Below are 22,926 nucleotides of genomic sequence, written 5' to 3'. Positions count from 1 at the left end.
TAGTGGTTTCTGCTATTTAAGATAGGCACGAACCAGTTCAATCGTGTCATCAACGGATTGGCTGACTTCGCGGCTGTAGCAGTCATTTCGGTCAAACGTTTCCCGGATATGGCTTTCAAGCACTTCTGCCATCAGCCCGTTAGCCGCGCCCCGAACGGCAGCGATCTGCTGGAGTATGGCACGGCATTCGGCATCACCTTCCAGTGACCGTTCCAGAGCATCAATCTGCCCCCGAATACGACGAACTCGAGTAAGCACCTTTTTCTTCTCTTCCGGAGTACTGGGCATTTCGCACCTCATCATCTGTACGCAATATACTATAGGGGGGTATGCTATATGTCAATGCATACCCCCCTATAGTATATAACACTGGAGAATAAAATTTATCCGATGAATGTGGGGGATATCTGGAGGAAACGAAGAGGAAAGAAGAGTGTTTGGGCGCTAATCTCGTGGGATTGCCGCCCGGATAGCAGGCGGCGGAAGGAATCAGAATTTCCAGGTCAGATTGGCAGCGAATTGCAGGCCGTTATAATCATCGGTCGGCGTGTCATACCACACTTTACCGGCAGTCAGCCCCAGATTCAGTTGCTCTGTCAAAGGCTGAATACGTTGTAAACTGGCGCTCTTCATGCTCCCGTGACGCGTCTCCGGAGACCAGTCGTAGGTGTAAGCTCCCGTCCCACGACTAAGCCAAAGTTGAGTATAACCGCCGCCGCGAGGGTCATTCAGACGCAAGGAAATCATATTGCTGTAACTGCCGCCAGCATCGCTGGAGTCATAATGGGTATAGCGATAGCTGGTGATCACCGGGCCAGTGTAGAGCGATACGCCGCCTTGCCAGGCATCGACTTCAACATCATCGTAATATTTAGTGTAGCGATAACCAGTCGTGAACAGCGTTTTTGGCAGCAAAGCCAGGTTAATATCCTGACGAAAATCCTGGCGGGCAAAGACCGGTGTATTATCGGCAAAGGCAATACCCGTGCGGGTTGTCAGCCAGTTATTCCATTTGTACCAGACAGCGCCCTGACCGCGTGTAGCATTGAAACGTTCAGTCTCATAATCACGACGCCCCTGGGAAAGATTAAAAAGCAGCGTTGCGTTTTCAACTTTCGCCACCAGTTCAGCATACGCTAAATTACGGTTGCCATGATCGCCAGAATAATCGGTAAAATCGTAGCCTGCGGTAATGGAAGTTAACCCGGCATAAGCGGGCAATGTGCTAAAGATTGCCGCTGCTAATAACGTCCGTTTTATCATTTTAATCTCCTGTACGGATAAGTTCTTGCCGGAGTGAATAATTTCCGGTAGGTAAATTGCGTTCTACAATAACGCGCGGGCCAAGTTGCGTGTTTGGCGAAATAATTCGGCCAGGTAAAATAATTACCTGCACGCCAAGACGTGAACGCTGATCAATATAACAACCTAATTTATCGCAGCCGGTAGCGATAATACCCTCTGGGGTGCGAACCGATACTGGCTGTTCATCCAGTCGATGGTTACTGGTACGCACCTGTGCGCCCAAATATGCCTGGCTTGCAACAACGGAATCGGCAATAAAACATTGCGGTCCAATCATCGCTTCCGCCTCAATAACCGCATTTTTGATTTCAGTGGCAAAACCAATTTTTACGCCATTGTTGATTACCGTACCGGGGCGAATAAACGCATAATTACCTATCAGGCAGTTTGCACTAATCACTACCGGCCCTTGAATAACCACACCGTGGCAAATGCGGGTATTGGCACCGATAACAACTTCACCGGCACTTTCATCAATAATCACCTGGTCAGCAATCTGAATATTTTTCTCTTTAACATTAAGCTTCAGATAGCTTTTCAGTTCCTGCGACAGAAGGTTGGGAATAAGCGGTTGGCGCTTCCACCAGTGCGGAATAACGGGTGGGTTTGTCGCGCTGAGGTTCGCGTCCAGTAAAAAAGGCAATAAGTCCATAAATAATCCAGATGGCATAAGCTAATAATACATACACAACGGAAAGTGGCGCTAAAGGCACCAACAACCAGCAACGATGAAACCAGGCGCTAAAAGCACCAATAACACAAACTACGCCGACCCAGATAAGCGGAAACATGGCCAGTACCACGCCATGTGGCCCGGTGGTGATTAATTCATTAAACCAGGTGGTTAGATAAATCCCAACGCCATAGAGCACGACCAACAGCATAGGGAAAATACTGAAGATGCCGAAACGGCTAAATAAAAGCCTTTTATGCAGACGCATACAGACCGCGTAACCCACAATCCAGCGCCGCCAGCGACGCCACTCCTCACGCGGGTTGTTGCATTCCTGAGGGTATACAATACAGCGATTCGCCTGACGAATGCGGTAACCATTGGCGACCAACGTCCAGGTGAGATCCAGATCTTCGACTTTGGTACGATCCGAGAAACCAAATTTACGCAATACATCGGTACGGAACATCCCACAGGCACCGCTGATAATAAAGGGCGCGCCGCCCAAAAGCTGTTGTAGCGTGCGCTTCATAACGATCATCGGCAGTTTTACCGTGGCGCGAATATGAGGCAGCAAACCTGCGCCTTTTAACGCTGTGGAAGGAATGCCGCCGACGGCATCAGCGCCGCGCTCAATTTCCGCCAGCATATAACCCATTCCGTCTTTATCGGGCGGAACATAGGTGTCAGCATCGCTTAAAAAAACCTGGTCGCAGGTGGCGTAGTTCAGGCCGTTCATCAGAGCGCCGCCTTTGCCGGTATTTTTTTGCGTAACAGCAACAAAGCGGTCGCCCCATTTGCGTTTGACTTCCGCCATTACCGCTTCGGTATTATCCGTGGAGCCGTCGTTAACACAAATTACCCGGCAGAAATAAGGATTGCGCAGCAGATTATCCAGTGATTGTGCCAGACAGGGGCCTTCGTTATAGGCAGGAATAATCGCGTCAATACAGCCTTTCTTTTGGCTGGGCTTACGCCTTAACGTACTCAAAAACCATAGCAATATTGCTACGGCCATAAATATAAAGATCCAGGTTTTCATTAAGTCTGCTCAAAGAATCATTTTATGAATAACAAAGCCTTCACCCAGATCACTATTGACCTGTTGTCCGCGAAATTGTGCAACAGCACGTAAACGTTCATGACGCATATAATCACGTCGCTCCTGGCTTTTATGTTTTTTTAACGCTGCAAGTTTTACGGTAAAATATTCTTCTTTTACGGATTCAAAAACCTGGGGCATAAATGAAAGCCAGGTGCTTGGCGTTTCATAGCCGAGGATCTGTGGAATAGTGCGGCAGGCAACCATTGATGCCTGATAAACTGCCAGATGATCCTGATGGCGGTCAGCATCATGCATGGTATATACCCGTATGATTTCTACATCAGCGGGAATTTGATTTTTAATAATATCTTCCAGGGAGGAAATCATATCATTGAGTTGCAGATGTGTACGGGTGTCTGAAAAATTAAGATGAATAGTTTTCTGACACCCCAACATCTTTAATGCTTCGCGAGATTCTTCATGACGATCGATGATTTCGCTTACACCCGAATCGCCAGCAGTCATGACAACGGCGGTGATATAAAATCCTTTCTGCGCAAGACGAGCAAGCGATGCGCCACAACCTAATTCAATATCGTCAGGATGCGCACCAATCGCAAGAATACCTTTCCTCTTTTCTGCTGAAGAATGCAACGCAGAATTTAAAACCTTATCCAATTCATGACACTCCATTGTAATTATTATGCTGAAAGCGCGACGAATGCAGAGCGGCAACCCTCTGCAACATACTCAGATGTTAAAAATGACACGCGGTAAAAAAGAATAATCCTGAGAACAGGTCAATTAATGCCCGGAGGGCCGTAAGCGGTATAAGTTTGATTTGTGTGCATCATATGTTAAACATTTGTGTGTTTTGTGAGCGTGATTATATTTTTTACATATTGTATTTAGATGTGATTTAGTTTGTCAATTAATTGCATTTAAAAAATATCTTCTATCAACCATTACTTTTTATATTCGTTTTATGAATGAATTGGTATGGCAAAGAGGTTTTGAAGATTGCATTATATAAAATAAAAATAATATATATATTTATTATTGGTTGTCTGGTTGGTGGAGGGTGAAATAAATTTTTATTGTTTGAATTTTTATTCGTATATAAAAGTAAATGTGGCATTGCTTTGTAGGAAAACGGTTGGTAAATGCATAACTCATCTATCGTTTGCCATTTTTTTGCTAAGAATAAAAACATATTGTCCATAATGATTAATTCTTTTATCAAATATCTTTCTCCGCGAATACTGCTCTCATAACAAGACAGGGGAGCAGACAATTATGGCAATTTCATCGCGTAACACACTTCTTGCCACACTGGCATTCATCACTTTTCAGGCGCAGGCGGTGAACGTCACCGTGGCGTATCAAACCTCCGCCGAACCGGCGAAAGTGGCTCAGGCTGATAACACCTTTGCCAAAGAGAGCGGGGCGACCGTGGACTGGCGCAAGTTTGACAGCGGAGCCAGCATCGTTAGGGCGCTGGCTTCTGGCGACGTGCAAATCGGTAATCTCGGTTCCAGCCCGTTAGCGGTTGCTGCCAGCCAGCAGGTGCCGATTGAAGTTTTCTTGCTGGCGTCAAAACTGGGTAACTCCGAGGCGCTGGTAGTTAAGAAAAACATCAGCAAACCCGAAGATCTGATTGGCAAACGCATCGCCGTGCCGTTTATCTCCACCACGCACTACAGCCTGCTGGCAGCGTTGAAACACTGGGGCATTAAACCCGGACAAGTGGAGATTGTGAACCTGCAACCGCCAGCGATTATTGCCGCCTGGCAACGGGGAGATATTGATGGCGCTTATGTCTGGGCACCTGCGGTTAATACGCTGGAAAAAGACGGCAAGGTGTTGACCGATTCTGAACAGGTCGGGCGGTGGGGCGCGCCGACGCTGGACGTTTGGGTAGTGCGCAAAGATTTTGCCCAGAAACATCCTGAGGTGGTGAAAGCGTTCGCTAAAAGCGCCATTGATGCCCAGCAACCGTACATTGCGAATCCGGACGCGTGGCTGAAACAGCCGGAAAACATCAGCAAACTGGCGCGCTTGAGCGGTGTACCGGAAGCGGACGTACCGGGGCTGGTCAAGGGAAATACCTATCTGACGCCGCAGCAGCAAACGGCAGAACTGACCGGAGCGGTGAACAAAGCGATCATCGACACCGCGCAGTTTTTGAAAGAGCAGGGTAAAGTTCCCGCCGTGGCGAATGATTACAGCCAGTACGTTACCTCGCGCTTCGTGCAATAAAAGGAGGCGCGAATGCTGCAAATCTCTCATCTCTATGCCGATTATGGCGGTAAACCGGCGCTGGAAGATATCAACCTGACGCTGGAAAGCGGCGAACTGTTGGTGGTGCTGGGGCCGTCCGGCTGCGGCAAAACCACTTTGCTGAATCTGATTGCTGGTTTTGTGCATTATCAGCAAGGCAGCATTCAACTGGCGGGGATGGAGAAAAAGCAACGTCTGGAAATCGCTCACCAAATGCTGAAAAAAGTCGGGCTGGAAGGTGCGGGAAAACGCGACATCTGGCAGCTTTCTGGCGGTCAGCGTCAGCGGGTAGGGATTGCCCGCGCGCTGGCGGCTAATCCCCGGATGTTATTACTCGACGAACCGTTTGGCGCGCTGGATGCCTTCACCCGCGACCAGATGCAAATACTGCTGCTGAAACTCTGGCAGGAGACAGGCAAGCAGGTGTTGTTGATTACCCATGATATAGAAGAAGCGGTGTTTATGGCGCCCGAACTGTTTCTGCTTTCCCCGGGGCGGGGTCGTGTGCGGGGGCGTCTGCGGCTCACCTTCGCCCGCCGCTTTGTTGCGGGAGAGTCTAGCCGCAGCATCAAGTCCGATCCACAATTCATCGCCATGCGCGAATATGTTTTAAGCCGCGTATTTGAGCAACGAGAGGCGTTCTCATGAGTGTGCTTATTAATGAAAAAATGCATTCGCGTCGGCTGAAATTGCGCTGGCCGCTCTCGCGTCAGGTCACTTTAAGCATTGGCACACTAGCGGTTTTACTGACTTTATGGTGGGCAGTGGCGGCGCTGCAACTGATTAGCCCGCTGTTTTTGCCGCCGCCGCAACAGGTACTGGCAAAACTGCTCACCATTGCCGGAACGCAAGGATTTATGGACGCCACGCTGTGGCAGCATCTGGCAGCCAGCCTGACGCGCATTGTGCTGGCGCTACTTGCGGCGGTGTTAATCGGCATTCCGGTTGGGATCGCCATGGGGCTAAGCCCGACGGTGCGCGGCATTCTGGATCCGGTAATTGAACTGTATCGCCCTGTGCCGCCGCTGGCCTATTTGCCGCTGATGGTGATCTGGTTTGGTATTGGTGAAACCTCGAAGATCTTACTGATCTATTTAGCGATTTTTGCACCGGTGGCGATGTCGGCGTTGGCAGGGGTGAAAAGCGTGCAGCAGGTTCGCGTTCGTGCCGCGCAGTCGCTGGGCGCCAGTCGCACGCAGGTGCTGTGGTTTGTCATTCTGCCTGGCGCGCTGCCGGAAATTCTCACCGGATTACGTATTGGTCTGGGGGTTGGCTGGTCTACGCTGGTGGCGGCGGAGCTGATTGCCGCGACGCGAGGCTTAGGTTTTATGGTTCAGTCAGCGGGTGAGTTTCTCGCAACTGACGTGGTGCTGGCGGGGATCGCGGTGATTGCGATTATCGCCTTTCTTTTAGAACTGGGTCTGCGTGCGTTACAGCGCCGCCTGACGCCCTGGCATGGAGAAGTACAATGAGTGAACGTCTGAGCATTACCCCGCTGGGGCCGTATATCGGCGCACAAATTTCGGGTGCCGACCTGACGCGTCCGTTAAGTGATAATCAGTTTGAACAGCTTTACCATGCGGTGTTGCGCCATCAGGTGGTGTTTCTGCGTGAACAAGCCATTTCGCCACAGCAGCAACGCGCGCTGGCCCAGCGTTTTGGCGAGCTACATATTCATCCTGTTTACCCTCATGCCGAAGGGGTTGACGAGATCATCGTGCTGGATACCCATAACGATAATCCGCCGGATAACGACAACTGGCACACCGATGTGACATTTATTGAAACGCCGCCAGCGGGAGCGATTCTGGCAGCGAAAGAGTTGCCATCAACCGGGGGCGATACGCTATGGACCAGTGGTATTGCGGCGTATGAGGCGCTCTCTGTTCCCTTCCGTCAGTTGTTGAGCGGGCTGCGCGCGGAGCATGATTTCCGTAAATCGTTCCCGGAATACAAATACCGCAAAACGGAGGAGGAGCATCAACGCTGGCGCGAGGCGGCAGCGAAAAATCCTCCTTTACTACATCCGGTGGTGCGAACGCATCCGGTGAGCGGTAAACAGGCGTTGTTTGTTAATGAAGGATTTACCACGCGAATTGTCGATGTCAGTGAGAAAGAGAGCGAAGCCTTGCTAGGCTTTTTATTTACCCATATCACCAAACCGGAGTTTCAGGTGCGCTGGCGCTGGCAGCCAAATGATATCGCGATTTGGGATAACCGCGTGACTCAGCACTATGCGAATGCAGATTATCTGCCACAGCGGCGGATTATGCATCGGGCGACGATCCTCGGGGATAAACCGTTTTATCGGGCGGGGTGAAACGAGCGCGGACGGTCCCCTCGTGTGGCGAAAGAAAGGTGATTTAGATAAAACGAATACGGACGGTCCCCTCGAGCGGCGAAAGAACGGTGATATAGATGAAGCGAGTGCGGACGGTCCCCTCGCCCCTTGGGGAGAGGGTTAGGGTGAGGGGGCGTTCACCGTACTTTCAACAGGTTAACTCCCCCTTTCTGAGAGGAAACAAAATTAACGCAGAATCTTCTTCTCAGCCAGATCCAGCGCAAAGTAGCTGAAAATCAGATCCGCACCCGCACGCTTAATCGAACCTAAGCTTTCGAGCACTACTTTCTCTTCATCTATAGCACCCGCCAGCGCGGCGAACTTAATCATCGCGTACTCGCCGCTTACCTGATACGCGCCAATCGGCAGTTCAGTACGTTCACGCAGCTCACGCACGATGTCCAGGTACGCTCCGGCTGGTTTAACCATCAGGCAGTCTGCGCCCTGAGCTTCATCCAGCAGTGATTCACGAATCGCTTCGCGACGGTTCATTGGGTTCATCTGATAGCTTTTGCGGTCACCTTTTAATGCGCTTCCGGCAGCTTCACGGAACGGACCATAAAAGGAGGAAGCGAACTTGGTCGAATACGACATGATCGCCGTATCTTTAAAACCCGCAGCGTCCAGCGCCTGACGAATCGCCTGTACCTGACCGTCCATTGCGGCGGAAGGGGCGATGAAGTCTGCACCTGCAGCAGCAGCGACCACTGCTTGTTTGCCTAAATTTTCGAGGGTCGCGTCGTTGTCGACGCCGTGCTCGCACAGCACACCGCAGTGACCGTGAGAGGTGTATTCGCAGAAACAGGTGTCTGACATAACGATCATTTCAGGCACGGTCTGCTTGCAAATGCGTGACATACGCGCCACCAGACCATCTTCCCGCCAGGCATCGCTGCCCGTTTCATCGGTATGGTGAGAGATGCCGAAAGTCATTACTGACCGAATACCGGCGTTGGCGATACGTTCGATTTCGCGCGCCAGATGTTTCTCTGGAATACGCATTACGCCCGGCATGGCTTCAACGGCTTTGTAGTCGTCAATTTCTTCTTCAACAAAGATCGGCAACACCAGGTCGTTAAGGCTAAGTGTTGTCTCTTCAAACATAGCGCGCAGCGCAGGAGATTTGCGCAGGCGACGAGGGCGTTGGATTAAGTCTGTCATGGTCTGCCTGATGTTTGTGGAATCGAGGGACATAGTATACCTGAAGCAGGGCGGGGGTGTTTTACGAAAGTTGTCGCGATGTTGACAAGAAGAGAATGAAAGACCGGCCTGGACATCTTTTTAATATAAATAGCAATATTTTCATATTCACTGAAAATATTTTTAATTTTTATTAATTCCCCCTAATTATTGTTTTTGGGAGCTTGACTGCGCTGTTAAAAATAGAATGACTTAAAGTTCATTGTTTATTAATACATTATTTGTCTAATTTGCTGATGTAATATTTGTAGAGTATATAACTTTGAAATCAATGCTGTCATTAACAGATTGAAATGTTAGGTTTTTGTCTGTTTTTGTGATCTGTGTTTACACGTTATTCATATATGTCCACATTCGGACTTAGGGGAAAGAATAATTGAACCATTCATCTGTAACGCCGCATAATCGTAAACGCGAAACATAATATGTTTTCTATGCATTGATAATTGATGGATCAACTTATTACGTCCCTGAGGAGGGATGACAAATGCACTCCTGGAAAAAGAAACTTGTAGTATCACAATTAGCATTGGCTTGCACTCTGGCTATCACCTCTCAGGCTAATGCAGCGACCAACGATATTTCTGGTCAAACTTACAATACTTTCCATCACTACAACGACGCCACCTATGCTGATGACGTTTACTATGATGGTTATGCAGGCTGGAACAACTATGCCGCAGATAGCTACTACAACGGCGATATTTACCCGGTCATTAATAACGCTACCGTTAATGGCGTGATTTCTACTTACTATCTGGACGACGGTATTTCTACCAATACCAACGCCAATAGTCTGACAATCAAAAACAGCACTATTCACGGTATGATTTATTCCGAGTGCATGACCAAAGACGGTTGTACAGATCGCGCGAATGATTACTATCATGATCGTCTGGCGCTGACTGTTGATAATTCAACAATCGACGATAACTACGAACACTACACATATAACGGCACCTACAATAATGCCGCTGATACTCATGTTGTAGACGTTTATAACATCGGTACTGCCATCACTCTGGATCAGGAAGTTGATCTGTCCATCTCTAATAACTCTCACGTAGCAGGTATTACGCTGACTCAGGGTTATGAGTGGGAGGATATCGACGACAACACAGTTAGCACTGGCGTAAATAGCAGCGAAGTGTTTAATAACACCATCACTGTTAAAGATTCTACCGTGACCTCTGGTTCATGGACTGATGAAGGTACTACTGGCTGGTTTGGTAATACTGGTAATGCCAGCGAATATAGTGGTAAATCTAACTTTGTCACCGCAGATACTGACGGAGATGGTGTTGCTGATAGCACTATTGCAAGCTGGGATGATGTTGCATTAGCTGTAGTTGCACATCCGAATGCTGATAATGCTATGCAGACTACCGCTGACTTTAGTAACTCTACTTTGATGGGCGATGTAATCTTCTCTAGCAACTTTGATGAAAACTTCTTCCCGCGTGGTGCAGATAGTTATCGCGATGCTGATGGTGAAGTAGACACCAACGGTTGGGATGGAACAGATCGCTTGGATCTGACATTAAATAACGGTAGTAAATGGGTAGGGGCAGCACAATCTGTTCATCAAACAGGTTCTATTGATGTTGATGGAGATGGTAAAGGTGACATCGCTACATACGGTGTTGGCACCGAAGCAACTGCAACTCTGATTGATATTGCGACTAATAGCCTGTGGCCGTTATCAACCGTTGGTGTTGAAAACGATGATACAAGTTACAGTGAATTCGACCATATTACTGGTAATCAGGTTTACCAGAGCGGTCTGTTCAATGTGACCCTGAACACTGGTTCACAGTGGGATACCACCAAAACTTCTCTGATTGACACCCTGAGCATCAACAGTGGTTCAACTGTTAATGTTGCTGATTCAACGCTGATTTCTGATTCTATCTCTCTGACAGGTCTTTCTGCGCTGAACATCAACGAAGATGGTCATGTTGCAACTGATTCACTGACTGTCGACAACAGTACCGTAACCATTTCTGATGAAGTTTCTGCTGGTTGGGCTGTAGGTGATGCTGCTCTGTATGCGAACACCATCAACGTTACTAACGACGGTATTCTGGATGTCGGTAACACTGCGGCGAATGCTCTTCAGGTTGATACTCTGAACCTGACCAGCACTACTGATACCAGTGGTAACATTCGCGCTGGTGTGTTCAACATCGAAAGCAACCGCTTCGTACTTGATGCAGACCTGACCAACGACCGTACCAACGATACTACCAAGTCAAACTACGGTTATGGCTTAATCGCAATGAACTCTGATGGTCACCTGACCATTAACGGTAACGGCGATAACGATAACACTGCTTCTATCGAAGCCGGTCAGAACGAAGTTGATAACAACGGTGACCATGTTGCAGCTGCAACCGGTAACTACAAAGTCCGTATCGACAACGCTACTGGTGCTGGTTCTATCGCTGACTACAACGGCAACGAGCTGATTTACGTTAACGACAAAAACAGCAACGCTACCTTCTCTGCTGCTAACAAAGCTGACCTGGGTGCATACACCTATCAGGCTGAACAGCGCGGTAACACCGTTGTTCTGCAACAGATGGAGCTGACCGACTACGCTAACATGGCGCTGAGCATCCCGTCTGCAAACACCAATATCTGGAACCTGGAACAAGACACCGTTGGTACTCGTCTGACCAACTCTCGTCATGGCCTGGCTGATAACGGCGGCGCATGGGTAAGCTACTTCGGTGGTAACTTTAACGGCGACAACGGCACCATCAACTATGATCAGGATGTTAACGGCATCATGGTCGGTGTTGATACCAAAGTTGACGGTAACAACGCTAAGTGGATCGTCGGTGCAGCAGCAGGCTTCGCTAAAGGTGACATGAACGACCGTTCTGGTCAGGTAGATCAAGACAGCCAGTCTGCCTACATCTACTCTTCTGCTCGCTTCGCGAACAACATCTTTGTTGATGGTAGCCTGAGCTACTCTCACTTCAACAACGATCTGTCTGCAACCATGAGCAACGGTACTTACGTTGACGGTAGCACCAACTCCGACGCTTGGGGCTTCGGTTTGAAAGCCGGTTACGACTTCAAACTGGGTGATGCTGGTTACGTGACTCCTTACGGCAGCGTTTCTGGTCTGTTCCAGTCTGGTGATGACTACCAGCTGAGCAACGACATGAAAGTTGACGGTCAGTCTTACGACAGTATGCGTTATGAACTGGGTGTAGATGCAGGTTATACCTTCACCTACAGCGAAGACCAGGCTCTGACTCCGTACTTCAAACTGGCTTACGTTTACGACGACTCTAACAACGATAACGATGTGAACGGCGATTCCATCGATAACGGTACTGAAGGGTCTGCGGTACGTGTTGGTCTGGGTACTCAGTTCAGCTTCACCAAAAACTTCAGTGCCTATACCGATGCTAACTACCTCGGTGGTGGTGACGTAGATCAAGACTGGTCCGCGAACGTGGGTGTTAAATATACCTGGTAATATTCTTCACTGCGAAGAAATAGGTAATTTAATCTAAATAATGCCCGTCAAGGATTTGACGGGCATTACTGCAAAGGACGCGCAAATGTTATCTGTAGTTAAACCGCTTCAGGAATTTGGTAAGCTCGATAAATGTTTGTCCAGATACGGCACTCGCTTCGAGTTTAATAATGAAAAGCAAGTTATATTTTCAAGTGACGTTAATAGCGAAGACACATTCGTTATTTTAGAAGGTGTTATCTCTCTGCGTAGAGAAGAAAATGTACTTATCGGTATTACCCAGGCTCCTTTTATTATGGGACTGGCTGATGGTTTAATGAAAAACGATATACCATACAAATTAATATCAGAAGGAAACTGTACGGGATATCATCTGCCTGCCAAACAAACCATTTCTCTGATTGAACAACATCAACTCTGGCGTGACGCTTTTTACTGGTTAGCATGGCAAAATCGAATTCTGGAATTACGTGACGTTCAGCTTATTGGACATAATTCTTACGAACAAATTCGTGCCACTTTATTATCAATGATTGACTGGAATGACGAATTACGCGCACGTATTGGTGTGATGAATTATATCCATCAACGTACACGCATATCACGTTCCGTCGTCGCAGAAGTTCTCGCGGCTTTGCGCAAAGGCGGCTATATCGAAATGAATAAAGGCAAACTGGTCGCTATCAACCGTTTGCCTTCAGAGTATTAATCAGGACGCGGGGATGACCAGCGGTTTATTCCCGCTCAGTTCGGTTACCAGATCATTGATACCATCGCTCATGTTTTTAAAGCGAGTCAACGGCGAGCGAGTGACGACCACAAAAGCACCAATATTTTTTTGCGGGATCATCGCCATATAGGTAATGAATCCGCCGCCGCCACCAGTTTTCTGAATAATTCCCGGACGCCCATCTTTCGGCGCCATATATACCCAGCCTAAACCGAGCGCATCCGCTCTGCCAGGTACATCCATGCCGATCACTTTCGTAAACTGCGCGCGTTGATAAATCAGCGTCTGCATACGATCCGCCTGGTTACTGCGCTGATAAAAATCAGACGACAAATACTGCTGCATCCAGCGCATCATATCGCCAGGCGTGGAATAGACGCCGCCGCTACCGATTGCCGCCAGCGTGTTATTGCACGGACTGGCACCGCGCTCGGCAACCATTAAACGTCGGCACTGATCTGGCGATGGCGTGTAGGTGGTGTCTTTCATCCCCAACGGACGAGTGATCTGCTCTTCAAACAACTGTGTATAAGGCTTTCCGGACGCATTCGCCAGCGCATCCGCCAGCAGATCAAACGCAAGGTTAGAGTATGCAGCCTGACTGCCGGGCGCGGCTTTCAGCTTCGCCGTAGAAAGGTATTTCCAGCGTTGTTCGCGTGTCGGCCAGACAAACACCGGACGATTTGCTGCACCGCCAGGCTGTTCACGCGGCAGGGCGCTGGTATGGGTTGCCAGATTCACCAGCGTAATGGGCTTTCCATTGTAGGTCGGCACGCGTGTGCCTGGTGGAGCATATTTACTTAACGGGTCGTTTAACTTCACCGTGCCTTGATCGAGCAGCTTAACCAGCATTTCACTGGTCATCAGTTTAGTGAGGGACGCAATTCGCACCACAGAGTCTAATTGTGGGCGAACGTTATTACCGGGACGCGTTTCCCCATAACTGCGAAAGACGCGCTGATTACCGTCAATAACGACCAGTGCCATCCCCGTGGCACCGCTGCCGTAAAAAATATGATCGGCATAGCGATCGACAATATCAGAGGCGAACTCCGGTTCGGTGATCGGCTGTGCCGCATGGACGGAGGTCAATGACGCCGCACACAGCACGGCAGAAAAAAGCAGACTACGTTTCAACGGTGGTGTCCATAAATTAAATGAAGGTAACTGAGCGTATTTATACTACTCATAGATGGATTGCAAAGGGCGAATTAGTGCAATAATAGTGCTAAAAACGTAACGGCGCGTAAACACGATCTTTTTCCTGAGCACCAATGCCTGCATTTGTGATCCTGCGCGTGTGAATCTGCTAATGTAAACAATCCTTTGTTTGTGAAATCCGTCGAAACAATTCTTACGGTCAGCATGACGAACTAAGTACCTTGCCGTTGGTCACAATGGGCGGTTTCATTTAGCTGGCTCCTCGGAGCAATCATGCGGTTAATGCACAGCAGTTGTTAAAACGATAAGAAGTTAGCAGGAGAGCATATGTTTAAGTCTTTTTTCCCAAAGCCGGGAGCCTTTTTTCTCTCGGCCTTTATTTGGGCACTGATTGCCGTGATCTTCTGGCAAGCCGGTGGTGGTGATTGGGTGGCGCGTATCACCGGAGCTACTGGGCAGATCCCGATTAGCGCCGCACGTTTCTGGTCGTTAGACTTCCTGGTTTTTTACGCTTACTACATTGTTTGTGTAGGGCTTTTTGCGCTGTTCTGGTTTATCTACAGTCCGCATCGTTGGCAATACTGGTCAATACTCGGCACTGCGCTGATTATCTTCGTAACCTGGTTTCTGGTGGAAGTTGGGGTTGCCGTCAACGCCTGGTATGCACCGTTCTATGACCTGATTCAAACCGCGCTAAGTTCGCCGCATAAAGTCACCATCGAACAATTTTATCGCGAAGTGGGCGTCTTTCTTGGAATCGCGCTGATTGCTGTGGTAATCAGTGTGCTGAACAACTTCTTTGTCAGCCATTACGTGTTTCGCTGGCGTACGGCGATGAACGAATATTACATGGCGAACTGGCAACAACTGCGTCATATCGAAGGTGCCGCCCAGCGTGTGCAGGAAGATACTATGCGTTTTGCCTCAACGCTGGAGAATATGGGTGTCAGTTTTATTAACGCTATCATGACGTTAATCGCTTTCTTACCGGTACTGGTGACGCTCTCCGCACATGTACCGGAATTGCCGATTATCGGGCATATACCATATGGACTGGTGATTGCAGCCATCGTATGGTCGTTGATGGGAACCGGATTGCTGGCGGTTGTGGGTATCAAACTGCCGGGGCTGGAATTTAAAAACCAACGCGTAGAAGCGGCTTATCGTAAAGAGTTGGTCTACGGTGAAGATGATGCATCGCGCGCGACGCCGCCAACGGTACGTGAGTTGTTCAGCGCCGTGCGGAAAAACTATTTCCGCCTCTATTTTCACTATATGTATTTCAACATCGCCCGTATCCTCTATTTGCAAGTCGATAACGTTTTCGGTTTGTTCCTGCTGTTTCCGTCGATTGTTGCCGGTACGATTACGCTCGGACTGATGACGCAAATTACCAACGTTTTCGGTCAGGTTCGTGGTGCTTTCCAGTATCTGATTAACTCGTGGACTACGCTGGTTGAGCTGATGTCTATCTACAAACGTCTGCGTAGCTTTGAACATGAGCTGGATAGTGACAAAATTCAGGAAGTAACCCATACGTTGAGTTAAAAAGGAGAGGTAATGTCGCAGGTCACTCGTCTTTCTTCGCTTTCATTATTGGTAGTTCTGGTTTTAGCGGGGTGTAGTAGTCAGGCTCCGCAACCGTTGAAAAAGGGTGAAAAAGCGATAGATGTGGCGAGCGTGGTGCGGCAGAAGTTACCCGCCAACGTGAAAGACCGCGATGCCTGGGCGAAAGATCTTGCCACCACTTTTGAAAGTCAGGGGCTGGCACCGACGCTGGAAAACGTCTGCTCGGTGCTGGCAGTGGCGCAGCAGGAGTCAAATTATCAGGCAGATCCGGCTGTTCCGGGCTTAAGCAAAATTGCCTGGCAAGAGATTGACCGTCGCGCCGAACGGATGCATATCCCCGCGTTTTTGGTTCATACCGCGCTAAAAATTAAATCGCCAAACGGCAAAAGTTACAGCGAACGATTAGATTCTGTGCGTACAGAAAAGCAGTTAAGCGCGATTTTTGATGATCTGATCAGCATGGTGCCGATGGGGCAGACGCTGTTTGGTTCGCTCAACCCGGTACGCACCGGTGGGCCGATGCAGGTCAGCATTGCTTTTGCCGAACAGCACACCAAAGGTTATCCGTGGAAAATGGACGGAACGGTACGTCAGGAAGTCTTCAGTCGTCGCGGTGGCTTGTGGTTCGGTACTTACCATTTACTGAATTATCCTGCGAGTTACAGTGCGCCAATCTTCCGTTTTGCCGATTTTAACGCTGGCTGGTATGCCAGCCGGAATGCCGCGTTTCAGAACGCGGTCAGTAAAGCCAGCGGCGTGAAGCTGGCGCTGGATGGTGATTTAATTCGCTATGACAGCAAAGAGCCTGGGAAAACAGAATTGGCAACGCGCAAACTGGCGGGCAAACTGGGAATGAGCGACAGCGAAATCCGCCGACAGTTAGAGAAAGGGGATAGCTTCTCTTTTGAAGAGACGGCGCTGTACAAGAAAGTTTATCAGCTTGCAGAAGCGAAAACGGGGAAATCTTTGCCACGAGAGATGTTGCCTGGCATTCAGTTGGAAAGCCCGAAAATCACCCGTAATCTTACCACCGCATGGTTTGCGAAGCGCGTTGATGAACGACGTGCGCGTTGTATGAAACAGTGATCGATCGAGAACACCAGGCCAGATAAGGCGTTTTAGGCCGCATCTGGCAAAGTAAATCTTACTGGCGGCGATGTCGCCAGTGCAGCCATAGCGCCACCACTGCAAAAATGAAGCAGCCAACTAAAAACGGGATCAGCCCGAAAATAGTGCCGACTCCCAGACCAATTTCCACCCGTGGACGGCCTGTCTCTTGCACCTGCATCAAACGCTCATAAACGCCGGGCGCATGTACCAGGAGATTAAGCAATTGCGCCCCAGCCCAAAAGCAAAACAGTACAAACAGCGCATAGGCAATGTTGCCAGGCGTTGAAGAGGCGTTGCGATATTTTCCGCTAAACAGCGATTTTGACAGGGTGAAATCAGCCATAAAAACCTCCGGAAGTCATCTGCTTCTCTTCTGGTGTGATACCAGCGGCTTATGGCAAGTCTGACAGGTCATTTAGATTGTCAATATCAGAATCATGGTAAATTGATGGTGGGAATATTCCCGAAGCGTGAATATTCGCCATGAGTCACAAAAAGGTAACTTTAAGTTAAATTTTTTAACGATACGGGAAATGCTGTCTACACCACAGACGTATGTTATCGATTATGCGAGGATGTTATTTTTCGTTAACGGAGCCGCCATGAATCTGCCTGTAAAAATCCGCCGTGACTGGCACTATTATGCGTTCGCTATTGGCCTGATTTTCATTCTTAACGGTGTGGTGGGGTTGCTGGGATTTGAAGCAAAAGGCTGGCAAACCTATGCAGTCGGTCTGCTGACGTGGGTGATTAGCTTCTGGCTGGCGGGAATGATTATTCGTCGTCGCGAAGAGGATACTGAAAACGCCCAATAACAGAGGATTGGGCGTTCTGGAGTGCTGACAAAGTGCTCGTTGTTTTGCCGGATATGGCTTGAACGTCTTACCCTGCCTACAAAATAGTGCAAAATCAATACATTGCAATTATCTGGTAGGCCTGGTAAGCGAAGCGTATCAGGCAATCTTACCTTTGCTATCAGTCTTAAACGCCCAATAAAAATATTACCGGGCGATTGAAAATTACATAGTGGTTTTCAATGCGTTATCCGCAGCATGACGTTCCAGTGCCAGCTCAATCAAACGCGTGATCAGGTCGGTGTAACTCAGGCCGCTGGCTTGCCACAATTTCGGATACATGCTGATATTAGTGAAGCCTGGCAGCGTGTTGATCTCGTTGATCACCACTTCGTTTTCCGGCGTTAAAAAGACGTCTACACGCGCCATGCCAGCACATCCCAACGTCTGGTAAGCCTTAACCGCAATCGCCCGGATCTTATCGTTGATTTCTGGCGCAATGGCAGCCGGAACTACCACTTTCGCGCCATCTTCGTCAATGTACTTGGTGTCGTAGGCATAGAAATCGCTGGTGAGTACGATCTCGCCACAGGTGCTGGCTTGCGGATTGTCGTTGCCCAGAACTGCGCATTCGATCTCACGACCTTTGATCCCTTGCTCAACGATCACTTTATGATCGAACTCGAACGCCAGATCGACGGCAATTGCGTACTGTTCTTCACTGGTTACTTTGCTGACACCAACAGAAGAGCCCTGATTAGCCGGTTTTACAAACAGCGGTAACCCCAGTTTAGACTCCACTTCGGCAAAACTGATGTTGTGACGATTAGCGCGCGTCAGGGTAATAAATGGCGCAATGTTTAGCCCGGCATCGCGCAGCAGACGTTTGGTGACATCTTTATCCATACATGCAGCAGAAGCCAGAACATCGGAACCAACAAATGGTAAATTGGCGACGCGTAACATCCCCTGCAGGGAGCCATCTTCGCCCAGCGTACCGTGGACAATCGGGAAAATGACATCCACCGTTGGTAATGGTTGACCATTCTGTGCATCAATAAGCTGGTGTTCATGTTTACCCGGCACCTGCGCAAGGCTGGTCGCCGAAGGACGCAACGCAATATGGGCAGGATCGTCTGCGTTTAGCAGATAATTGCTGGCATCGCTGACGTGCCATTGCCCTTGTTTATCAATGCCCAGCAGCACAACGTCGAAGCGACTTTTATCAATGGCATCAACAATGTTTTTTGCCGATTGCAAAGACACTTCATGTTCCGCTGATTTTCCACCAAAAACGATACCTACCCGCAGTTTTTCCATCTTAAAAACCTATCCCGTCGAACATAAAGCACATACATTACCACGACAAAACGGTTGATTCGCGGCCTTCTGACAGAATGTTGCAATCTTCTGGTCACAAAGCGCCCAGCGTACTGACTGAGAAATATCAATGGCTAAATTATGTGCGTTAGATCACAAAAATGATGAACGGGAAGCTAATTTATCTCTGGTATTAACCATGGTTCAATCAGTGAATAGCTTAATAATAAGTTAACGAAGTAAATATATTTCATAACTTTTTATTATATTAATGCTTTATAATTGAATAGCTGTTTTATTTATAAGGGAATTATTTAAATAAGAGAAACGTTTCGCTGATAAATATGTGCAAATATTTTTGCAAAGTATTTCCTGTGTCATAAAAATACTACTTACAACCCCTATGCAGTTATGAAGCATAATGTTAACTTCTCCATACTTTGGATAAGGAAATACAGACATGAAAAATCTCATTGCTGAGTTGTTATTTAAGCTTGCCCAAAAAGAAGAAGAGTCGAAAGAACTGTGCGCGCAGGTTGAGGCACTGGAGATTATAGTCACCGCGATGCTTCGCAATATGACGCAAAAAGACCAACAGCAGTTGATTGATCAGGTTGAGGGGGCTCTGTACGCGGTAAAGCCCGATGCCAGCATTCCTGACGACGATACGGAGCTGCTGCGCGATTACGTAAAAAAGTTATTGAGGCATCCTCGTCAGTAAAACGTTAAACCTTTTCAACCGTTGTCATAAAGCTGTCACGGCAGAGACTTATAGTCGCTTTGTTTTTATTTTTTACTGTATTTGTACATGGAGAAAATAAAGTGAAACAAAGCACTATTGCACTGGCTCTCTTACCGTTACTGTTTACCCCTGTGACAAAAGCCCGGACACCTGATGTACCCATTCTGGAAAAACGAGCTGCACAGGGAGATATTACTACGCCGGGCGGCGCTCGCCGTTTAACTGGCGATCAGACTGCTGCCTTGCGTGATTCTCTTAGCGATAAACCGGCGAAAAATATTATTTTACTTATTGGCGATGGGATGGGGGATTCGGAAATAACTGCCGCACGAAATTATGCCGAAGGTGCGGGCGGTTTTTTTAAAGGAATCGATGCCTTACCGCTTACCGGACAATACACCCACTACTCGCTGGATAAAAAAACCGGTAAACCGGACTATGTCACCGACTCCGCTGCATCAGCAACCGCCTGGTCAACTGGCGTCAAAACTTATAACGGCGCGCTGGGCGTCGATATTCATGAAAAAGATCATCCAACGATTCTGGAGATGGCAAAAGCCGCAGGACTGGCGACCGGCAACGTTTCAACGGCAGAATTGCAGGATGCCACACCCGCCGCGCTGGTGGCGCATGTGACATCGCGCAAATGCTACGGACCGAGCGTGACCAGTGAAAAATGTCCAAGTAATGCGCTGGAAAAAGGCGGTAAAGGTTCCATTACCGAACAACTTCTTAACGCCCGTGCCGATGTTACGCTTGGCGGCGGTGCAAAAACGTTTGCAGAAACGGCAACCGCCGGTGAGTGGCAGGGAAAAACGCTGCGTGAACAGGCGCAGGCTCGCGGCTATCAGTTAGTGAGTGACGCAGCGTCGCTGGAGGCAGTAACAGAGGCAAATCAGGATAAACCGCTACTTGGGCTGTTTTCTGACGGCAATATGCCAGTTCGTTGGGAAGGGCCGAAGGCGTCTTATCACGGTAATATCGATAAACCCGCAGTAACCTGTACCCCGAATCCGCAACGAAATGACAGTGTGCCGACGTTAGCGCAGATGACCGATAAAGCTATTGAGTTATTGAGTAAAAACGAGAAAGGATTCTTCCTGCAAGTTGAAGGTGCATCTATCGATAAACAGGATCATGCCGCTAATCCTTGTGGGCAAATTGGTGAGACGGTTGACCTCGATGAAGCGGTACAACGTGCGCTTGAGTTTGCCAAAAAAGATGGCAATACATTGGTGATAGTTACCGCTGACCACGCTCACGCCAGCCAGATTGTCGCGCCGGATACCAAAGCTCCGGGTCTGACTCAGGCATTAATGACCAAAGATGGTGCAGTGATGGTAATGAGCTACGGTAACTCGGAAGAAGATTCACAAGAACATACCGGCAGCCAGTTGCGTATTGCCGCTTATGGTCCGCACGCTGCCAACGTGGTTGGTCTGACCGATCAGACCGATCTCTTCTACACCATGAAAGCCGCGCTGGGTCTGTAGTCAAAACGCATCCGGCGGTGAATTTTTGCCGCCGGTTGGTATTTTTTCTGTTAGCAACCAGACTTAAAGGCAGATCACGGGCGCAAACGCTCTTGGTTAAAATGTGAAGAGGGATGGTGCTATGAAAATAACATTACTGGTTACCCTGTTATTCGGTTTAGTTTTTTTAACCACTGTCGGCGCTGCCGAGAAGACGTTAACCCCGCAACAACAACGTATGACCTCCTGTAACCAACAGGCGACGGCGAAGGCGTTGAAAGGGGATGCCCGTAAGACGTATATGAGTGATTGCCTGAAGAACAGTAAATCTGCGCCCGGCGAGAAGAGCTTGACGCCGCAGCAGCAGAAGATGCGTGAATGCAATGGCCAGGCGACGCAGCAATCTCTGAAAGGCGATGATCGCAATAAGTTTATGAGTACCTGTCTTAAGAACGCCGCCTGATCCCTGATAGTGCTAACGGGTGAGCTAAGAAAATGGCTCACCCGAAATATCATACTTCCGCTTTTCGCCCCGTCTCTATAATTTGGGAAAATTGTTTCTGAATGTTCCCAAAAATAATGAATGATGAAAATTTTTTCAAAAAAGCGGCGGCGTACGGGGAGGAACCACCATTAACTCCTCAAAACGAACATCAGCGTTCCGGGCTGCGCTTCGCCCGGCGCGTCAGGTTACCCCGTATGGTAGGACTGGCGGGGATGTTCTTACCGATTGCTTCAACGCTGGTTTCGCATCCGCCGTCGGGCTGGTGGTGGCTGGTGTTAGTGGGCTGGGCTTTTGTCTGGCCGCATTTAGCCTGGCAGTTAGCGAGCAGAGCCATTGATCCGCTTGGTCGGGAAATTTACAACTTAAAAACCGATGCGGTGTTAGCGGGAATGTGGGTAGGCGTGATGGGCGTAAACGTGCTGCCTTCGATCGCGATGTTGATGATTATGTGTCTGAATTTGATGGGAGCCGGTGGCCCTCGTCTGTTCGTCGCTGGTCTGGTGCTGATGGTCGTTTCCTGCCTTGTCACCCTCGAACTGACGGGTATCACGGTGTCACTAAATAGTGCGCCGCTGGAATGGTGGCTCTCACTGCCCATTATCGTCATTTATCCTTTGCTGTTTGGCTGGGTTAGCTATCAGACGGCAACAAAACTTGCAGAACATAAACGCAGATTGCAGGTAATGAGTACCCGTGATGGCATGACGGGCGTTTACAACAGGCGTCACTGGGAACTAATGTTGCGCAATGAGTTTGATAATTGTCGGCGACATAACCGCGATGCGACGTTGTTAATCATCGATATCGACCATTTCAAAAGTATCAACGACACCTGGGGCCACGATGTGGGCGATGAAGCGATAGTTGCTCTCACCCGTCAGTTACAAATTACTCTGCGCGGTAGTGATGTGATTGGTCGTTTTGGGGGGGATGAATTTGCGGTGATTATGTCTGGTACGCCAGCAGAAAATGCCATTACCGCCATGTTACGGGTACATGAAGGGTTAAATACATTACGTTTACCAAATACGCCGCAGGTAATGTTGCGGATAAGTGTCGGTGTCGCGCCGCTGAGCCCGCAAATGAGTCACTATCGTGAGTGGCTGAAATCGGCAGATATGGCACTTTATAAAGCAAAGAAAGCCGGACGTAACCGCACCGAAGTGGCGGCCTGACGTCCGGGGAG

The 22,926-nt window shown here is 48.8% G+C and carries 22 protein-coding genes; 13 read left to right on the top strand and 9 right to left on the bottom strand.

Features of this window, described 5'->3' with window-relative positions; genetic code table 11:
• Positions 1–12 precede the first annotated feature (12 nt).
• From frmR to LG381_RS21010, 5 genes are all read right to left on the bottom strand, one after another.
• Entirely contained in the window at positions 13–288 is a 276-nt protein-coding gene (gene frmR / locus LG381_RS21030; protein WP_001141271.1) for a formaldehyde-responsive transcriptional repressor FrmR, read from the bottom strand.
• Between the two features lie 201 nt (positions 289–489).
• Positions 490–1,263, bottom strand: coding sequence for a YaiO family outer membrane beta-barrel protein (locus LG381_RS21025; protein ID WP_225762881.1), 774 nt, complete (start codon positions 1,261–1,263; stop codon positions 490–492).
• A 1-nt stretch (position 1,264) separates the two neighbouring features.
• Positions 1,265–1,789, bottom strand: coding sequence for an acetyltransferase (locus LG381_RS21020; RefSeq protein ID WP_225762880.1), 525 nt, complete (start codon positions 1,787–1,789; stop codon positions 1,265–1,267).
• A gap of 34 nt (positions 1,790–1,823) precedes the next feature.
• A complete protein-coding gene (locus LG381_RS21015; protein ID WP_000860450.1) occupies positions 1,824–3,020 on the bottom strand; it encodes a glycosyltransferase family 2 protein in 1,197 nt (398 codons plus the stop codon).
• 9 nt (positions 3,021–3,029) lie between these two features.
• Positions 3,030–3,701, bottom strand: a complete 672-nt coding sequence (locus tag LG381_RS21010; RefSeq protein WP_000362065.1) for a PIG-L deacetylase family protein — start codon at positions 3,699–3,701, stop codon at positions 3,030–3,032.
• Between the two features lie 618 nt (positions 3,702–4,319).
• Between LG381_RS21010 and tauA the strand changes: the two genes are divergently transcribed.
• Genes tauA through tauD form a run of 4 tightly spaced genes read left to right on the top strand, consistent with a single transcriptional unit; the run spans position 4,320 to position 7,623 of the window.
• Positions 4,320–5,282: a taurine ABC transporter substrate-binding protein gene (gene tauA, locus LG381_RS21005; RefSeq protein ID WP_225762879.1), complete on the top strand. Its 963-nt coding sequence runs from the start codon at positions 4,320–4,322 to the stop codon at positions 5,280–5,282.
• Positions 5,283–5,294: 12 nt separating this feature from the next.
• Positions 5,295–5,951, top strand: a complete 657-nt coding sequence (locus LG381_RS21000; protein WP_225762878.1) for an ATP-binding cassette domain-containing protein — start codon at positions 5,295–5,297, stop codon at positions 5,949–5,951.
• Entirely contained in the window at positions 5,948–6,775 is an 828-nt protein-coding gene (tauC, locus tag LG381_RS20995; RefSeq protein ID WP_000114626.1) for a taurine ABC transporter permease TauC, read from the top strand. The genes LG381_RS21000 and tauC overlap by 4 nt, the downstream gene beginning before the upstream one ends.
• Positions 6,772–7,623, top strand: coding sequence for a taurine dioxygenase (gene tauD, locus LG381_RS20990; RefSeq protein ID WP_032224712.1), 852 nt, complete (start codon positions 6,772–6,774; stop codon positions 7,621–7,623). The genes tauC and tauD overlap by 4 nt, the downstream gene beginning before the upstream one ends.
• Positions 7,624–7,830: 207 nt before the next feature.
• Here tauD and hemB read toward each other — a convergent pair whose 3' ends face one another.
• Positions 7,831–8,805, bottom strand: a complete 975-nt coding sequence (gene hemB, locus LG381_RS20985) for a porphobilinogen synthase (RefSeq protein WP_001295337.1) — start codon at positions 8,803–8,805, stop codon at positions 7,831–7,833.
• A gap of 526 nt (positions 8,806–9,331) precedes the next feature.
• On the opposite strand from hemB, the gene ehaB reads away from it, so the two are divergent.
• Positions 9,332–12,337, top strand: coding sequence for an autotransporter adhesin EhaB (gene ehaB / locus LG381_RS20980; RefSeq protein ID WP_225762877.1), 3,006 nt, complete (start codon positions 9,332–9,334; stop codon positions 12,335–12,337).
• An 85-nt stretch (positions 12,338–12,422) separates the two neighbouring features.
• Entirely contained in the window at positions 12,423–13,046 is a 624-nt protein-coding gene (gene iprA, locus LG381_RS20975; RefSeq protein WP_010344702.1) for a hydrogen peroxide resistance inhibitor IprA, read from the top strand.
• Here iprA and ampH read toward each other — a convergent pair whose 3' ends face one another.
• Positions 13,047–14,204 (bottom strand): D-alanyl-D-alanine-carboxypeptidase/endopeptidase AmpH, encoded by a 1,158-nt coding sequence (ampH, locus tag LG381_RS20970; protein WP_000830753.1) that lies wholly within the window; start codon positions 14,202–14,204, stop codon positions 13,047–13,049.
• Positions 14,205–14,555: 351 nt separating this feature from the next.
• Between ampH and sbmA the strand changes: the two genes are divergently transcribed.
• The gene (gene sbmA / locus LG381_RS20965; protein ID WP_000477003.1) at positions 14,556–15,776 is read left to right on the top strand and encodes a peptide antibiotic transporter SbmA; all 1,221 of its coding nucleotides are present in this window, start codon (positions 14,556–14,558) and stop codon (positions 15,774–15,776) included.
• Positions 15,777–15,788: 12 nt separating this feature from the next.
• Complete coding sequence (gene yaiW, locus LG381_RS20960; RefSeq protein WP_225762876.1) at positions 15,789–16,883, top strand: surface-exposed outer membrane lipoprotein YaiW; 1,095 nt, start codon at positions 15,789–15,791, stop codon at positions 16,881–16,883.
• Between the two features lie 58 nt (positions 16,884–16,941).
• On the opposite strand, the gene LG381_RS20955 is transcribed toward yaiW, so the two are convergent.
• On the bottom strand, positions 16,942–17,250 hold the full coding sequence (locus tag LG381_RS20955; RefSeq protein ID WP_000763150.1) for a YaiY family protein: 309 nt from the start codon (positions 17,248–17,250) through the stop codon (positions 16,942–16,944).
• A 259-nt stretch (positions 17,251–17,509) separates the two neighbouring features.
• On the opposite strand from LG381_RS20955, the gene LG381_RS20950 reads away from it, so the two are divergent.
• A complete protein-coding gene (locus LG381_RS20950) occupies positions 17,510–17,722 on the top strand; it encodes a DUF2754 domain-containing protein (RefSeq protein WP_016159209.1) in 213 nt (70 codons plus the stop codon).
• A 204-nt stretch (positions 17,723–17,926) separates the two neighbouring features.
• Here LG381_RS20950 and ddlA read toward each other — a convergent pair whose 3' ends face one another.
• Positions 17,927–19,021: a D-alanine--D-alanine ligase gene (gene ddlA, locus LG381_RS20945; protein ID WP_225762875.1), complete on the bottom strand. Its 1,095-nt coding sequence runs from the start codon at positions 19,019–19,021 to the stop codon at positions 17,927–17,929.
• 460 nt (positions 19,022–19,481) lie between these two features.
• Here ddlA and iraP point away from each other — a divergent pair, with 460 nt between their 5' ends.
• The 4 genes from iraP (at position 19,482) to adrA (ending at position 22,915) form a co-directional block, all read left to right on the top strand.
• Entirely contained in the window at positions 19,482–19,742 is a 261-nt protein-coding gene (gene iraP, locus LG381_RS20940; RefSeq protein ID WP_000792977.1) for an anti-adapter protein IraP, read from the top strand.
• A gap of 101 nt (positions 19,743–19,843) precedes the next feature.
• On the top strand, positions 19,844–21,256 hold the full coding sequence (gene phoA / locus LG381_RS20935; RefSeq protein ID WP_176251671.1) for an alkaline phosphatase: 1,413 nt from the start codon (positions 19,844–19,846) through the stop codon (positions 21,254–21,256).
• 121 nt (positions 21,257–21,377) lie between these two features.
• Positions 21,378–21,698: a phosphate starvation-inducible protein PsiF gene (psiF, locus tag LG381_RS20930; protein ID WP_010344700.1), complete on the top strand. Its 321-nt coding sequence runs from the start codon at positions 21,378–21,380 to the stop codon at positions 21,696–21,698.
• Between the two features lie 101 nt (positions 21,699–21,799).
• On the top strand, positions 21,800–22,915 hold the full coding sequence (gene adrA, locus LG381_RS20925; protein ID WP_000484078.1) for a diguanylate cyclase AdrA: 1,116 nt from the start codon (positions 21,800–21,802) through the stop codon (positions 22,913–22,915).
• Positions 22,916–22,926: the final 11 nt, after the last annotated feature.

The sequence above is a fragment of the Escherichia sp. Marseille-Q3837 genome (assembly GCF_916618735.1).
Classification (GTDB): Bacteria; Pseudomonadota; Gammaproteobacteria; order Enterobacterales; family Enterobacteriaceae; genus Escherichia; species Escherichia ruysiae.
Note: the sequence above shows the minus strand (reverse complement) of the source record. Positions and strands in the feature narration are given on the sequence as shown.